Origin of the sequence: Streptomyces sp. SP18CS02 (assembly GCF_036322365.1) — a bacterium.
Lineage (GTDB): Bacteria > Actinomycetota > Actinomycetes > Streptomycetales > Streptomycetaceae > Streptomyces.
This window is the reverse complement of record NZ_JAQYXC010000269.1, coordinates 187,156-200,878: the sequence shown is the minus strand read 5'-3', so window position 1 is coordinate 200,878 and position 13,723 is coordinate 187,156. Positions and strand designations below refer to the sequence as shown.

Below are 13,723 nucleotides of genomic sequence, written 5' to 3'. Positions count from 1 at the left end.
CAACGCGCGGGGCGTGCTTCTTGCCTCTCAGACGATCCACACCGCCCCGTTCTCCCACTGAGATCGAAAGTCACCGAAGGTGATCAGTCGAGTCCGACTGGGCTGCTGGAGTTGACCACAACAACGCAGGTGTGATCACGCGCAGGGGCCCCCACGAGGCTGCCGCCGGTCGGCTGAACCACACGTCCCGGGGCGTGGCCCGTGGCTGCCGGTCGAAGGAGCCCACCGCTCTGCTCACAGCGGCCCGGCCCACTGCTCTGACCAGGCAGGAGGAGCACATCGGGTGATCTCACGGAAACTTGGGGAAGAAGTTGCGGCAGCCGATGGGAGGTTGTTGTGAGAGGTGGAGATTTGGAACTGGGCGAGTTGCTGGCCGCTGCGGAGGCGGCACCGCCCAGTGAGTCCGTCGATGTGGTGGCACACGATCTGCAAAAGCGATTCGGTGCGGAACGGGTGTCCTTTCTGTTCGTCGACCTCGTTGGTCAACGGCTGGTCCGGCTCGCCGCGGCCGGCGGTGATGCCGCGGACCCCGACGAGCCGATCGACCTGCTGGGCAGCGTCTACGACGGCGTCCTGCAGAGCCAGCGCCAGTATGTGGAGCCGGACGGTCAGGGCGGACGGCGCATCATCACGCCGGTCACCAACCGGGGCGACTGCATCGGCCTGCTGGAGGTGACCCTGCAGTCCGCCGACGACACCGTGCTCCGACAGGTCCGTGACGCGGCCCACGCGCTGGCCTACATCATCGTCACGGACCGCCGTTTCACCGACCTGTACCACCTGGGCCGGCGTACCACGAAGACCAGCCTGGCGGCGGAGATCCAGCATCAGCTGCTTCCCTCGGCCCCGTGCTGCGAGGCGTCCCAGTTCACTCTGGCCGCCGGGCTGGTCCCGGCCGACGACATCGGTGGTGACACCTACGACTACACCCTGGACCGCGACACCCTGCACCTGTCCATCACCGACGCCATGGGCCACGACACGAACTCGGCGCTGCTGGCCACCCTGCTGGTCGGCGCGCTGCGGCGGGCACGGCGCAGCGGCTGTGACGCTCTCAAGCAGGCCACCCACGCCCATCAGGCCATGCTCAGCCACAGCTCTGGCCTCGCCACCGGGCAGCTGTTCTGCGTCGACCTCGAAACAGGCTTCTGCGAACTTGTCAACGCCGGCCATCCCCGGCCACTGAGACTGCGGGACAACGCGGTGGAAGAGATCCCACTCGCCGTCGACCTGCCGTTCGGTGTGGCGGCACCCGCCCCGTACCGCCTGCAGGAACTGCAACTGCAGCCCGGGGACCGCCTGGTCCTGCTCACGGACGGAATGCAGGAGCGCGGTGCCGCAGCCGTCGACCTGGCCTCGATCGTTCACGACACCCGAGCGATGCATCCGAGGGAAGCCGTCCGCAGCCTGACCGCCGCAGTGCTCGCCGCCTGCCACGGCGACCTCCAGGACGACGCCACCGTCCTGATACTGGACTGGCACGGAGACCATCGCGGATCACCCGGAACCAGACCGGGCCCCCAGGGATGACCCCCGGCTGCGACCGTACGACACCACCGCCTGCCCGACGCGTCCCGACAGCTTCCCCCGGCACCTGGAGCGACATGAGGCTGCCGAGCTTCGACGCTCCGGGCGCGGGTGCCCCGTCGCGGGAGGATCCGCGTCGGCTCCCCGCCCTCTCCGTCGTTCCCTTCCCGACCGCCCGGCCCGGCCGGAAGCGTTACCACCGGCCAGGCCCCTCGCAGCCACGGTGCCGCAACATGACCGACACGCCTGCGTACGGGGGCGACGGCAGGTCTGCCGGCCGGATACGGGGGCATATGGATCCCACCTCTTCGGAAGGAGCTCTCCATGCTGGGTATAGCCGCAGCGGTCTTGTTCTTCGTCGCGTTCCTGATCAACGCTGCCGAGATCGCCACGAACGACGTGTTCTCGTCCGGGAACATCATGCTCCTCGGTCTGACGGCGCTGGCCCTGCACGTGGCCGGGGTCGGAGGAGGCTGGGCCGGCCGCGCCCGCAGGCGCTGACGCATTGCGGGCGGGAGGCCGGGGACGGAGGCGAAGTGCCCCGGGCCTCCGTCCGGGCGGCGGCTCGTGTGTACGGCCCGCGTGCCCGCCGCGCACGACCCGGGTGCCGCCCCGCCGGCCCACCACGCGCCCCCAGCCGCCGACCGGCCGCCAGGCGTCCGGCATCACATGTCCGGTGCCATGGCGTCCGGCGATCGGGTTCGCCGACGCCCGGCCCTGTCCGTTGACCCGGCAGGCACGGTCTCCTACCGTCCGTGGCGGGGTGTCGCGCCCCTCGCCTGCTTGTCACGGGGCGGGGCGACCGGGTCGGGCCCGCCCCGATCCGGACCCCGCGGTGGCCGTCATCGTCGGTCACCGCTGCTTCCATGACGCGGAGGTGAGCAAGTGACCCAGGCCCCACGGCTCCCGGGCGAGTCCGCTGCTGAGGTGTTCGACGAGGTGGGCGCGCGCTACGAGGAGGTCTTCGCCGACGTACCCGGCCAACTGGCCGCCCTCGACTGGCTCACCGGTCGCCTCGCTCCCGGCGCGGGAGTGCTGGACGTCGGCAGCGGAACGGGCCGCCCGACCGCTGAGGCGCTGGTTCGGGCCGGCTTCGACGTCACCGGCATCGACGTCTCCGCCGAAATGGTCCGGCTGGCCCGGGAGCGGGTGCCGGACGCCCGCTTCGAGCAGGCCGATGTCCGTACGTACCGTGCTCCTGACGGCGGGTTCGACGCGGTGTGCGCCTTCTTCCCCCTGCTGATGATGGACCAGCCGGAGGTGGCGCGGTCGCTGTCGCGCATCGCGTCCTGGGTCGCGCCCGGAGGGGCGTTCGTGATGGCCACCGTGCCCGGTGACATCAGCGGCCTGGAGTTCGTGTGGATGGGTCACCAGATCACCGTCAGCAGCCTTGCCGACGAGGACCAGCTACGCCTGCTGGAGGAGGCAGGGCTGGAAGTGGTGCACCACCATACGGCGCTCTACCACCCGCGCGGGCAGGACGCGGAGCCGGAGCAGCACCTGTACGTCCATGCCGTCCGCCCCTCCTGACTCGAAGGGAAGCAGCCCCTGCCGGCGGGGCCGGAGGATTGATCCGCGATGTCCGGCTCCTGTTCGGGCCCTTTGCTGCCAAGCTCCGTCAAGGAGCGGCCAGGTGGTCGGGGATCTGGGTGAGGAGGATCAGTCCGTCGGCCCGTATGTTGCACTCGCTCAGGGTGCGGGAGAACTGGGCGGTGTGGCCTTCGGGCAGTTGCAGGCGGAGAGTCAGGGTGACCTCGCCGAGACCCTGGCGCGGCCCGTCGGTCCGGACGAACTGGCGGTAGAGGGTGCTGGGCCAGCGGTCGGGGTCGGGATCCTGCCAGATCCGAACGGTGGGGTGGTGGAAACGGCAGAGCTGCCCGCCGTGGGGCTCCTGCAGGAGGGAGTGGCTGATGGGCAGGGTGCCGAGCAGCGGGGCGAGCCGGGTCCGCAGATCGGTGTTCTCGACGAGGCGCTGCCGCTGCCAGCTCCTTCCGGTCGGGGCGCTCATCCGCAGGGCGGCGAGGACGTAGGGCTCCTGCTGGGGGGAGTGACGGGGGTAGTCCGGCAGCCACGCCGGCCAGACCGGGGCGGAGGAGGACGCGGAAGGGATGGCGGAAACCTTCGGGTGGCTGGGTCCTGAGGCTTCGTTCACGTTCTCCCCCGTTTGATCACAGGCGAACAGGGTACTGCGGACGCGGACAGCCGACGGCGGCCTTCAGCCGCCGCAACGCCCGTCGGCCGAGCGGCGGCCCGGCCTGTCGGCCGCCGTCGTACCGACGCTCGACCGGCCGGCGCGCCACGTGCCTCACCCATCGGCGCGCGTGGAGGCGTGGCGGGCGCGGGCGCCGAAGGGGTGCCCGGCGCACCTGGAGAGGCGGAAGCCGCCCAGGTGCCTGACGCTGCGGCCGTGCCGAGCCACGCGCCGCAGACGGATCACCCACGGGGCGGCGGTCGGCAGGACGGCTCAGCCGCCGCAGGCGCAGCCCGCGGCCGTCGGCGCGGACGACGTGGTCCCGGCGGTCCCGCCCGAGCCGGCGCAGCAGGCGTCACCGTCCAGGACGCGGCTCCTGCCCAGCCGGCCGGCGTCGGCCTTGACGACGTACACCTCCCACGGCTCCTTGCCGGGGCCGGTCACCCACACCTTGTCCTGGAGGGCATAGCAGCAGGAGGTGTCATTCTCCTCGGACGTCGCGAGTCCGGCGTCCTTGAGGCGGGTGGCGGCGGTGGCGACCTGGTCGGTGGTCTCGACCTCGACGCCGAGATGGTCCAGGCGGGTCTCCTGGCCGGGCTCGCCCTCGATGAGGACGAGCTTGAGCGGCGGGTCGACGATCGCGAAGTTGGCATAGCCGGGACGGCGCTTGGCGGGCTCGACGCCGAAGAGCTTGGAGTAGAAGGTGACCGACGCTTCGAGGTCGGCGACGTTCAGGGCGAGCTGGGCTCGGGACATGGTGGTCTCCCCGATTCGGCTGTATCGATATCTGTCAATGCAAGCTTGCGCCCTGGATCGAAAAACGTCAACATAGACAAATGTCGAAACAGGAGCCTGTGCTGCTCGGTCAGGATTGTGCGGACGGATGCTGTCCCGCCTTGTTGACCACCCCGCTGGACGAGGAGCAGGCCACCGGCCTGGCGAAGGTGTTCAAGGCATTGGGCGACCCGGTTCGGCTGAGGCTGCTGTCGATGATCGCCTCCCGCGCGGGCGGGGAGATCTGTGTCTGTGACCTCACCCCGGCCTTCGGACTCTCCCAGCCGACGATCTCCCACCACCTCAAGCAGCTCAGGCTGGCCGGGCTGATCGGCTCCGAGCGGCGCGGCACATGGGTGTACTACCGCCTGCTGCCCGCGGCCACCGGCCGCCTCGCCGCGGTCCTCACCGGCCCCGCCGACGCCGCCCTGTGAGCAGCGGAAGCCCCTGCCTACGGGGGAGGGCGCAAGGCGGCTGTCGTTCCTCGACCGGTTCCTGGCCTCGGACGAGGTGATCACCATGGGCTGCGGCGACACCCGCCCGGTCTTCCCGGCAAGCGGTACCTCGACGGGAACCCGGAGGATGGCCGGGCGGGGTGCGGACGCGGTCCGGCCGATCCGCGGCGAGATCGAGCGGCGCGTCCGCGCCCTGCTCGCCGAGCTCGACGGTGGCGCACCGGAGCGGACCGGGGCGCCCGACTGAACCCGCCGACGCGCGTCCGCCCCTGGGCCGTCGACCTGCTCCGCCGCCCCCGGCGGCCGGGCCGCGACAGCGCCCTGGTCGCCTCCCGGGGCCCGCGCCGACCATGCCCGTGACCGGCAATGCCCTCCCCGGGGTCGCTTCGACTGCCCAGCCCGCGTGGTTCACTCCCCGCTGACGTGCCGACCGAGCTGCGCACTCACGCGTGGTTCCGGTCCCGGCGGCGTAGGGTCGCGGTCATGGTGCATGTATTGAGCAGTCGGGTACTGCTGCGGCCCAGTGATCCGCAGGCGTCACGCGTGTTCTACGGCGAGGCGCTCGGGCTCTCCGTATACCGCGAGTTCGGCACGGGTGCCGAGCGTGGCACGGTGTACTTCCTCGGCGGCGGCTTCCTCGAAGTGTCCGGGCGATCGGAAGGGCCGCCGACCGCGACGCTGCAACTGTGGATGCAGGTCGCCGACTGCGCGGCCGCCCACGACGAGTTGGTGGGACATGGAGTGCAGGTGCTGCGGCCGCCGGTGCGGGAACCATGGGGTCTGATCGAGATGTGGATCGCCGATCCCGACGGCCATCGCATCGTGCTGACCGAGGTACCGTCCGACCATCCTTTGCGCTATCGCCCCTGAACCGTCGCGCTGCCACGCCTTGCCGGGCCTTGCCGCCCTGCCCCGGCTCCCGCTCCGTCCGACGTCCGCCGTCGCCCGCACACACGACCTGAGCGCCGGCGGGGCCTGCTGGTGCCCTGCGGCCGTCGGCACAGGCTCCCCGCCGACGGGCGCTCGGTGCCTTCGCCGTTGTCCGTGGCCCGCCGGATCGCGCCACGGGCGACTCGTGCACGGAGGGACTCGGGTCAGTAGCGCTGGGCCTTGGCGATGACGGGCGTCAGTTTCAGATCGGCCGGTTTGCGGCTGATGGCGAGGGGCTGGGCCTTCTCACCCGGGGCGAGGTCCTGGGCACCGACGATCCTGGTCTCCACCGCCTTGCCGGAAGAGTCGGTGAAGTCGACCTGCACGGCGTAGGACGCCTGTTGCTCGGTACGGTTGGTGATGTTGACCACGACGACGCGCAGACCGCTGGTGTCAGCCGTCGGCCTCCCTGTCAGGGAGACGTCCGAGGTGGCGTTTCCGCGGCCCTGCACCTTCTTCAGCTCGGCAGCGGCCGCCGCGTTCGCGCGCACCGCCTCGGCCGAGACCGAGGCCTCGAAGGCGGACGCGGCGGCAGAGGCGGAGGAGGCCGCGGCGGAGGCTGCCGCGCGGGCCGATTCGACGACCGACGCGGCGGCCGAAGCCATGGCGGACGGCGGACTGCCGGTGAAGGAAGAGGTGTTGGGCGCTGTCGGGCGCGGACTGGCCGGTGGGCGGCTTCCGTTGCCTTCGTCGGTGCTGCACGAAGCCAGCATGATCACGCTCGAAGCCGCGCCGAGCAGGGCGGTCGCGACAGGCGGCAGCCGGCGCGTGAACACTCGGCCCTTCTCGCGTCCGGTCATAGGAGAGCTTCCCTTCGGTGTCGATGCCCGAGCCACCCCCTGGGCGTCGCTTCATGTTCTGTGCTCCGGTCGGCGGCCGCGAGCCGCCACGGTCCATTCGGGGTGTCACGGTGCGGCCGGCCGGCCCGGCGAGGTCGCGCGGGCGCCGGCGCCCTCGACAGCTGGCTGGCGTCCTTCGCTCAGGCCGTACCGGCGGCCCGTCAGAAGGGCCTGTGGCGGTACGAGCCGAGCGGACCGCTCACTGGGAGCCGGCGAGCTGTGCGGCGAGATCCTTCTCGTCCTGCTCCGCGAGGGAGGTCTTCAGCACCTCGCCGCCGTAGCTCCCGATCGCCGCGGTGAACTCGTCGTCCGCGATCCTCGACGCCATGATGACGACCGCCGCCGAGCCGGGTCCGAGGAGCGACCGGACCTTCTCCCTGAACGTGGCGTCGACACCCATCTGGCTCAGCTTGCCGAAGAGCCCTCCGATCGCGGCACCCACCAGGCCGGTGGCCGGACTGAGGATGAGCATGCCGAACACCAGGCCCCACAGCGCACCTGCGGTGGCCGACTTGGCCGTCTTCTCGCTCTTGCCCGGGGTGTCCACATGGGTCTCGCCGTCCTGGTCGACCGAGACGACAGCCAACCCGGTGAGGTCGACCACCGATTCCCTGTCCAGCCGTTGCACCGTCTTGAACGCCTCCCGGGCTACGGACGGGCCGTCGTAGCCGATCACGATGAGCTCGGACATCCATGCCTCCTTGACCCCGGACGGTACTTCGCACTTTATGTCCGATGTCTCGGCAGAGCAGAAGTCGCGGGGGTGTGAGCGGCCCGGTCGTGGTGCAGCGCGGCATCCGCCTGGCGGCGTACGGGCGTGCCGGGCGTCGCGGGCCGGGCGGGACTTCAGGGGCATCGGCTGGAGCCGGCGCAGGTGGCCGTATGCGGCGTACGGGCGACCTGGGCCATCAGGACGTCGGCGCCCGGCCGGCTGTGTGCCGGCACCACCGGCCCGGTGAGGACCGCGATGGCGAAGACCTGACCGTCCGGGTGTGGGCGAGAGGGGTCCGGTCGGCATCGAGGCGTTCCGCGGGAGGGCGGGGGCGGTTCGCGCATGCCGTGCCGGACGGTGATGCCGCGCGGGCCCCGCTACTGAAGGATGCCGGCGGCCCGGGCCGGCGGGGTGGGGCCGAAGGGCGTACCGGCGGCGGCCCCGACGGTGAAGTCGCCGCGCTCGCCGACACCGGCCAACGCGCGCCACGCGCCCACGGGATCCACGGAGTCGACCTCAGGCCGGAACGGCGTGGGCCGGCGCAAGAGCGCATTGGCCCGGGTGACCGCCCGCGGGAGAGGCTGGTCCCGGCACTCAAGACCACGCACGGGATGGGGCCGTTGCACCCTCATCCCCTCATGCGCCCTGCGTGCGGGGCCAGGAGGTTGGGACCATGCACCACATGCCCGTTCGGCAAGCACCCGTCCGGCAAGCACCTGTCCGGCACACCCTGACGCGTCGCACTCCACGACGTCTCGCCCCCGCACGTCCTGCCGGCCACCGCAATACGCGCTTCCGGCGTGTTCTGTTCACCGCGCTGGCCGTGCTCGCGCTCGTCCCGCTCACGGCATGCGGCCAAGGCGGTTCCCCGGGCCAGGCGTCCCCGTCCGCCACGGGGACGCGGCCGAGTACAGCGGTGGATCCGAGTACAGCGGTGGATCCGTTCGCCCGCGACTTCCGGAAGCTCGAACGCGTTTTCGGCGCACGGCTGGGCGTCCACGCCGTCGACACCGGCACCGGACGCGAGGTCGCCTACAGGGACGGCGAGCGGTTCGCCTACGCCTCGACGTTCAAGGCGCTGGCCGCCGGTGCGGTGCTGCGCGCGCACTCGCTCAGCGGGATGGGCCGGGTGATCACGTACTCCAGGGAGGACCTGGTCGCCTACTCACCGGTGACCGAGAAGCACGTCGACACCGGGATGAGCCTGAGCGCCCTGTGTGACGCCGCCGTCCGCTACAGCGACAACACCGCCGCCAACCTGCTCCTCGACGAACTCGGCGGGCCGGGGGGCCTCGACGCCGTTCTGGAAGAGCTGGGCGACGACGTGACCCGGATGGAGCGCCGCGAACCGGAGCTGAGCCGGTGGGCCCCTGGTGAGACACGTGACACGAGCACACCGCGGGCGCTGGCCGAGGACCTCCGGGCGTTCGTCCTCGGGGACGCGCTCGCCGAGGGTGAACGCGCGCAGCTCAGGAAGTGGCTGCGGACCAACACCACGGGCGACCGGCTCATCAGGGCGGGTGTGCCGGACAACTGGGTGGTCGGTGACAAGACCGGAACCGGCAGCGGATACGGCGCCCGCAACGACATCGCCGTGGTGTGGCCCCCCGGCGCCGCCCCGATCGTCGTGGCGGTGATGTCGAACCGGGGCGAGGCGGATGACGAGCACGACGACCGGCTGATCGCGGAGGCGGCGGCGGTGGTCGCCCGCGCGCTGTCGTAGCGGGGGTGCGGGCCGTGAGTACGGGGCGGGGCCTCCCGGCCCTTGCCCGGACGACCCTGCCGGGTGCCGGGTGCCGGGCCTCTGCGCCGCCGCCCGGCGCGGTGGGCCCTCAACCGTCCCGCATGAGGGCAGCCAGACCCTTGCCGAGGTCCTCCCGGTCCATGACCGGCGTGTACCAGATCTTGGCGCCGAGCTCCATGAAGAACGGCTCCGCGATCTTCGGCATCTGGAAGGGGGCTTCCAGGTCGAAGACGATGTATGCCGTGCGGCAGCCGTCCTCCGTACCGAAGTAGGCGGCCTCGGGGCGGATCGTCTCCAGCGCGGACTGCATCGTCTTCTGCAGGGTGCCGCGTTTGAGGGCCTCGTTGGTGATCCGGGTGTCCATCTGGACCTTCATGAGTACGCGCATGGCAGTGCCCCTTTCCCGACCGGGCGGGCGCCCATCCGGCACGTCGGGCACACCCGGCCGCGCATACGTTCAGCCTCCCGCGTTCCCGCCCCACGGGCCACTCGGACGAACCCTCGGACGGCCCGGTTCGCCGACCGAGACGAGGCCGCCGCATGGGGCCGCGCGGAGTGGGCGGCCTTGGTGACGGCCGCCCGCGAAGCAGCGGCCCTCGGCCATCCCAACGTTCCCGTCCACCTGAGCTCCGCGCTCTTCCGCCAGTTCGCGCAGCGCCGCAGCACGGACGACCGGACCGCCGTGCTGCGGGCGGCATCCCGAGCCCCGGACCTGGTGGAAGCCCCGGAACTGGCCGCCGGGCTGACGGCGGCCCTCGGGGTGGCGTACGGCATGGTGGGCCGTCACGAGGAAGCGGTCGCCCGTGACGGCCGGGCGGCGGAGCTGTTCCGAGCCCTCGGCGACCGGCAGCGGGAAGCCGCCGCCCCGGTCAGCCGCAGCGCCTCCCCGCGCTCCCTCGACCGCTTCGAGGAGGACGGCGCCGACCTGGCGCGGGCAGCGGAACTGTTCGCCGAGATCGGTGACGACTGGGGGACGGCCATGGTGCGGAGCAACCTCGGGCGACGCCCTCCAGACGCTGGGGCGCGTGCACGAGGCCGCCCGCCCGACGACAAGGCTCTGCGTCTGCCGGCCCGGTGCCGGCGGCCTCCGCCGCGCGCGTGCGTGACCGGCGTTGTCAGTGGTCGCACGTAAGTTGATTCGCGTCCCGCCGCAGTGGTGTGGACGCCCCCTTCACGCAGAGGAGATGGTGCGTTGTCGGACTGGGAGAGGTCGAGCACGGCGCGGGTGACAGCGCCCGCGCGGCCACGCAAGCTGGCCAAGGTCCCGTTCGTCGAGCTGGCCGACGGACGGCTGCAGGGAGTGGTGTCCAGCGGCTCGGACATCGAGAGGGTCTACGTCTCGTCGGTCGCGGCGGGCACCTACGCCTTCGCGTGCAGCACCAACAACAACCGGCCCTGCGGCGGTGCGCGCGGGTCGTTCTGCAATCACATCAGGGGCCTGATCAACGAGGCGGTGCTGCAGTACGGGGCCGAGCGAGTCGCCCGGTATCTGAGGGTCGAGCGTCCGGAGGGGGAGCCGACCGCGCAGACCATCACCTCGGCCATGACCGGCGCGCGGCCCCCGCAGGGGGACACCGGGTCCGCCGCGCCCGTCTTCAGCCGGTTCCTGCGCCATCTGGCCTACCTGGAACTCGCCCCGACCACCGCGCCGTTGCCGGAGATGCAGTGGTTCCCGCCGACCAGGGCGGTGGCGTGATGCGCGCGGACCTGCTCTCCGGCACCACCGACGGGCTCGACGAAGCCCTGACCGCCGTGGACGCCTTCGACGGGACCCTGGTCACCGGCCTGCTCCGTCCCAGGCCCGCGCAGGCCGCCGGGCTGACCGGACTGGCCGACGCGGTGGCCGGATCGCCGCTGGCCGCAAGGGTGGCGGAGGCAGCCGAGAAGGCGGCGGCCGGCACCGCGGGCGAGGACCACCTCCTCGCCCTTGCCGCCGCCCGAACCGCACTGCTCGGCTCCGTCCACGACGCGTTGTCGACCCGCATCGGGGAGGCGACCGGCCGGGCCCGGGACGAGTGGACCACCCTGGCGCCCGGCGGGCAGCAGACGGTGAACGTGCTGGCCGGCGCCCGTTCCTGGCTGGCCGATCTGGCCCGCGCGGGGTGGCAGGGCATCGACCACGACCTGGTGGCAGGGGCGTCGCCCGTGGTCTCCGCGATGCTCCCGGACCCGGCGCTGCGCCGCCTCGCCACGCTCCTGGACGGATTCGCCGCCGAACTCGCCGCCTCCTGCCCCGGGGCGACCCTGGACCGTGTCCCGGCACGCCGGTGGGCCGATCTGTGGTCCCGCGCGATGCTGCTGACACTGCCCGGCGCGTCCGACGTGCCACTGACCGGGACGGCCACCGGCCGTCTCCTGCCCCTCGGCGTCGACATGCAGGAACACGCGACGGCCGTACAGGCCCAGGTCCACGCGGTGTTCGAACCCTCGGACGGCACCCCGCCCCGCCTGGTCCGGGCCGGCGTATCGGTGCCGAAGCCCGACACGGTCGTCGGAGCGGGTCTCTGGCAGCTGCTCCGCCCGCACATGTCGCTGCTGGCAGCCGTCGGCGAAGGCCGCTCGATGGACCTCGCCGGCATGCCGCTCACCGCCGAGGGCGACCTGGTCTGGAACGACGCGCACGCGACACCGGGAGGGCCCGCCGACGCGTTCGCCACCGCCCGCGTCGCTCTGCCCACCGCCACCGACGCGGCGACCGCACCGCTGGACCGGCATCCGACCCGCATCGCCGTACCCGTGTTCCTGGAGGGCTACGCCGCCCGCGAGGACGAAGACGGGCTCACGTTCACCGTCGCCGGACAGCCCCTCGTCGTCGACACCGACCGCATCCCGGCGGCCGGACCGCTCACACCCCAGGCCGTCGCGACGTCCGGCGCGTGCATCGGACTGCTGCGCTGGGACGCGGGGACGTTCCGTGTACAGCCCCTGGCCGTCGAGACGACCGTACGGAAGAAGGCAGTCGCGATCCACGCCGGGGGATGGGCCGGAGGCACGGCCGACAAAGCCGGCGTCAGGGCCGAGAAGGCCGCCACCGACGCGGTGGCCGTGCTGCGGGAACGTGCCGGAAGGCTGCTGCGCACATGACGGACCACACGACCGGCCGGCCGGCCGGACCAGGGGACACCGACGAGCCGGTGACGTCGCCGGCCCCGGGGGCCGACCCGCACGACCACCACGACAACCGTCGCCAAGTCCTCTACTGGCGGCTCCTCGCCCGGCTCTTCGACCAGGAGGAGCAGGCCACACTGGAAGCCGCGAGCCTCGCCGTGGTCGAGGACATCGCTCTGCCGTCCGCGCTCCTCGATCCGCAGGCCTCCGTCGATTCGATCGTCCAGCGCCACCCGGAGCTGGCCGCCGAGTTCGACGGTCTGATGACACCCGGTCCGGACGACGAGGGGGCACGCGACCGAGCCGCGGAGGTACGCCGCGCGGCCCTGGTGTCGAAGGTGCTGCTCAACGTGTTCGCCTCCGGATCCGGTACGGTCACCGCCGGTCAGCTGACGCGTTGGCAGTCCGACGCGGGCTGGCTGGAGCGCGCGTTCGGCTGCCGGCCGGGCGAGCTGCGCGGCGGCCGCGCGGGCGGGCCGGGCGCGGGGCCGGGCGCCGGCCCGACCGGCACCGGCGGTCGCGGGACGACCCCCGACCTGGACCGACTGATTCCGCGGATCGGCCCGGAACTGGGAGCCATCGAGGCCGACCTCGTCAAGCGCATGCACCTGCGGGAGGTACTGGCCGACCCCCGGCTCGCCGCCCGGCTGACCCCGAGCATGTCACTGATCGAGCAGCTGCTGCGCGACAAGAACAACCTTTCGGGAGTGGCGCTGGCCAATGCCAAGACGCTCATCCGCCGGTTCGTCGACGAGGTCGCCGACGTCCTGCGCACCCAGGTCGAGAAGGCCACGGTCGGCACCCTGGACCGCTCGATCCCGCCCAAGCGGGTGTTCCGCAACCTCGACATCGACCGGACGATCTGGAAGAACCTCACCAACTGGAGCCCGGAGGAGGAGCGGTTGTACGTCGACCGCCTCTACTACCGGCACACCGTGCGCAGGACGACGCCCCAGCGGCTGATCGTCGTGGTCGACCAGTCCGGCTCGATGGTCGACTCGATGGTGAACTGCACCATCCTGGCATCGATCTTCGCCGGGTTGCCGAAGGTGGATGTGCACCTGATCGCGTACGACACCCAGGCACTCGACCTCACCCCATGGGTGCACGACCCCTTCGAGACCCTGCTGCGCACCAACCTCGGGGGCGGCACCGACGGTACGGTCGCCATGGCACTGGCCCAGCCGAAGATCGCCGAACCACGTAACACCGTCGTGGTGTGGATATCCGACTTCTACGAATGGCGGACCGAGCCCCTGTTCGAAAGCATGGCGGCCATCCACCGCTCGGGCGCCAGGTTCATCCCGGTCGGCTCGGTGACCAGCTCCGGCCGCGGCAGTGTCAATCCGTGGTTCCGGGAGCGTTTCAAGGACCTCGGCACACCGGTGCTCTCCGGTCACATCCGCAAGCTCGTGCACGAACTCAAGACGTTCCTCGCTTAGA

Annotated in this window: 16 protein-coding genes and 1 pseudogene; 11 read left to right on the top strand and 6 right to left on the bottom strand. The window is 71.9% G+C overall.

Features of this window, described 5'->3' with window-relative positions:
• The first annotated feature begins 336 nt into the window (after positions 1 to 336).
• The 3 genes from PUR26_RS10290 (at position 337) to PUR26_RS10280 (ending at position 3,057) form a co-directional block, all read left to right on the top strand.
• The gene (locus tag PUR26_RS10290; protein ID WP_329871366.1) at positions 337 to 1,530 is read left to right on the top strand and encodes a PP2C family protein-serine/threonine phosphatase; all 1,194 of its coding nucleotides are present in this window, start codon (positions 337 to 339) and stop codon (positions 1,528 to 1,530) included.
• A gap of 321 nt (positions 1,531 to 1,851) precedes the next feature.
• Positions 1,852 to 2,028 carry a hypothetical protein gene (locus PUR26_RS10285; RefSeq protein WP_329871364.1) on the top strand — a complete coding sequence of 59 codons (177 nt, stop codon included), beginning with the start codon at positions 1,852 to 1,854 and terminating at the stop codon, positions 2,026 to 2,028.
• 384 nt (positions 2,029 to 2,412) lie between these two features.
• A complete protein-coding gene (locus tag PUR26_RS10280) occupies positions 2,413 to 3,057 on the top strand; it encodes a class I SAM-dependent methyltransferase (protein WP_329871362.1) in 645 nt (214 codons plus the stop codon).
• 88 nt (positions 3,058 to 3,145) lie between these two features.
• On the opposite strand, the gene PUR26_RS10275 is transcribed toward PUR26_RS10280, so the two are convergent.
• Positions 3,146 to 3,679: a hypothetical protein gene (locus PUR26_RS10275; protein ID WP_329871360.1), complete on the bottom strand. Its 534-nt coding sequence runs from the start codon at positions 3,677 to 3,679 to the stop codon at positions 3,146 to 3,148.
• Positions 3,680 to 3,991: 312 nt separating this feature from the next.
• Entirely contained in the window at positions 3,992 to 4,474 is a 483-nt protein-coding gene (locus tag PUR26_RS10270) for an ArsI/CadI family heavy metal resistance metalloenzyme (protein WP_329871358.1), read from the bottom strand.
• A gap of 80 nt (positions 4,475 to 4,554) precedes the next feature.
• Between PUR26_RS10270 and PUR26_RS10265 the strand changes: the two genes are divergently transcribed.
• The 3 genes and pseudogenes from PUR26_RS10265 (at position 4,555) to PUR26_RS10255 (ending at position 5,817) form a co-directional block, all read left to right on the top strand.
• Entirely contained in the window at positions 4,555 to 4,926 is a 372-nt protein-coding gene (locus PUR26_RS10265) for an ArsR/SmtB family transcription factor (RefSeq protein ID WP_329871356.1), read from the top strand.
• A 64-nt stretch (positions 4,927 to 4,990) separates the two neighbouring features.
• A pseudogene (locus PUR26_RS10260) lies at positions 4,991 to 5,194 on the top strand (phosphotyrosine protein phosphatase); the annotation flags it as partial.
• Positions 5,195 to 5,430: 236 nt separating this feature from the next.
• The gene (locus PUR26_RS10255; RefSeq protein ID WP_329871354.1) at positions 5,431 to 5,817 is read left to right on the top strand and encodes a VOC family protein; all 387 of its coding nucleotides are present in this window, start codon (positions 5,431 to 5,433) and stop codon (positions 5,815 to 5,817) included.
• Positions 5,818 to 6,041: 224 nt separating this feature from the next.
• Here PUR26_RS10255 and PUR26_RS10250 read toward each other — a convergent pair whose 3' ends face one another.
• The 3 genes from PUR26_RS10250 to PUR26_RS10240 form a co-directional block, all read right to left on the bottom strand.
• Positions 6,042 to 6,677, bottom strand: coding sequence for a hypothetical protein (locus tag PUR26_RS10250; protein ID WP_329871352.1), 636 nt, complete (start codon positions 6,675 to 6,677; stop codon positions 6,042 to 6,044).
• Between the two features lie 238 nt (positions 6,678 to 6,915).
• A complete protein-coding gene (locus PUR26_RS10245) occupies positions 6,916 to 7,407 on the bottom strand; it encodes a DUF1269 domain-containing protein (protein ID WP_329871351.1) in 492 nt (163 codons plus the stop codon).
• A 398-nt stretch (positions 7,408 to 7,805) separates the two neighbouring features.
• A complete protein-coding gene (locus PUR26_RS10240; RefSeq protein WP_329871349.1) occupies positions 7,806 to 7,934 on the bottom strand; it encodes a hypothetical protein in 129 nt (42 codons plus the stop codon).
• Between the two features lie 299 nt (positions 7,935 to 8,233).
• Here PUR26_RS10240 and bla point away from each other — a divergent pair, with 299 nt between their 5' ends.
• Positions 8,234 to 9,151, top strand: coding sequence for a class A beta-lactamase (gene bla / locus PUR26_RS10235; protein WP_329871537.1), 918 nt, complete (start codon positions 8,234 to 8,236; stop codon positions 9,149 to 9,151).
• Positions 9,152 to 9,260: 109 nt separating this feature from the next.
• On the opposite strand, the gene PUR26_RS10230 is transcribed toward bla, so the two are convergent.
• Positions 9,261 to 9,560 carry a hypothetical protein gene (locus PUR26_RS10230; RefSeq protein ID WP_329871347.1) on the bottom strand — a complete coding sequence of 100 codons (300 nt, stop codon included), beginning with the start codon at positions 9,558 to 9,560 and terminating at the stop codon, positions 9,261 to 9,263.
• A 177-nt stretch (positions 9,561 to 9,737) separates the two neighbouring features.
• Between PUR26_RS10230 and PUR26_RS10225 the strand changes: the two genes are divergently transcribed.
• The 4 genes from PUR26_RS10225 to PUR26_RS10210 are packed head-to-tail and all read left to right on the top strand — an operon-like array spanning position 9,738 to position 13,722.
• On the top strand, positions 9,738 to 10,304 hold the full coding sequence (locus PUR26_RS10225) for a hypothetical protein (protein WP_329871345.1): 567 nt from the start codon (positions 9,738 to 9,740) through the stop codon (positions 10,302 to 10,304).
• A gap of 60 nt (positions 10,305 to 10,364) precedes the next feature.
• Positions 10,365 to 10,868: a hypothetical protein gene (locus PUR26_RS10220; protein ID WP_329871343.1), complete on the top strand. Its 504-nt coding sequence runs from the start codon at positions 10,365 to 10,367 to the stop codon at positions 10,866 to 10,868.
• Positions 10,838 to 12,256 (top strand): hypothetical protein, encoded by a 1,419-nt coding sequence (locus tag PUR26_RS10215; protein WP_329871341.1) that lies wholly within the window; start codon positions 10,838 to 10,840, stop codon positions 12,254 to 12,256. The genes PUR26_RS10220 and PUR26_RS10215 overlap by 31 nt, the downstream gene beginning before the upstream one ends.
• A complete protein-coding gene (locus PUR26_RS10210) occupies positions 12,253 to 13,722 on the top strand; it encodes a vWA domain-containing protein (RefSeq protein WP_329871339.1) in 1,470 nt (489 codons plus the stop codon). The genes PUR26_RS10215 and PUR26_RS10210 overlap by 4 nt, the downstream gene beginning before the upstream one ends.
• The last annotated feature ends 1 nt before the right edge of the window (position 13,723 follow it).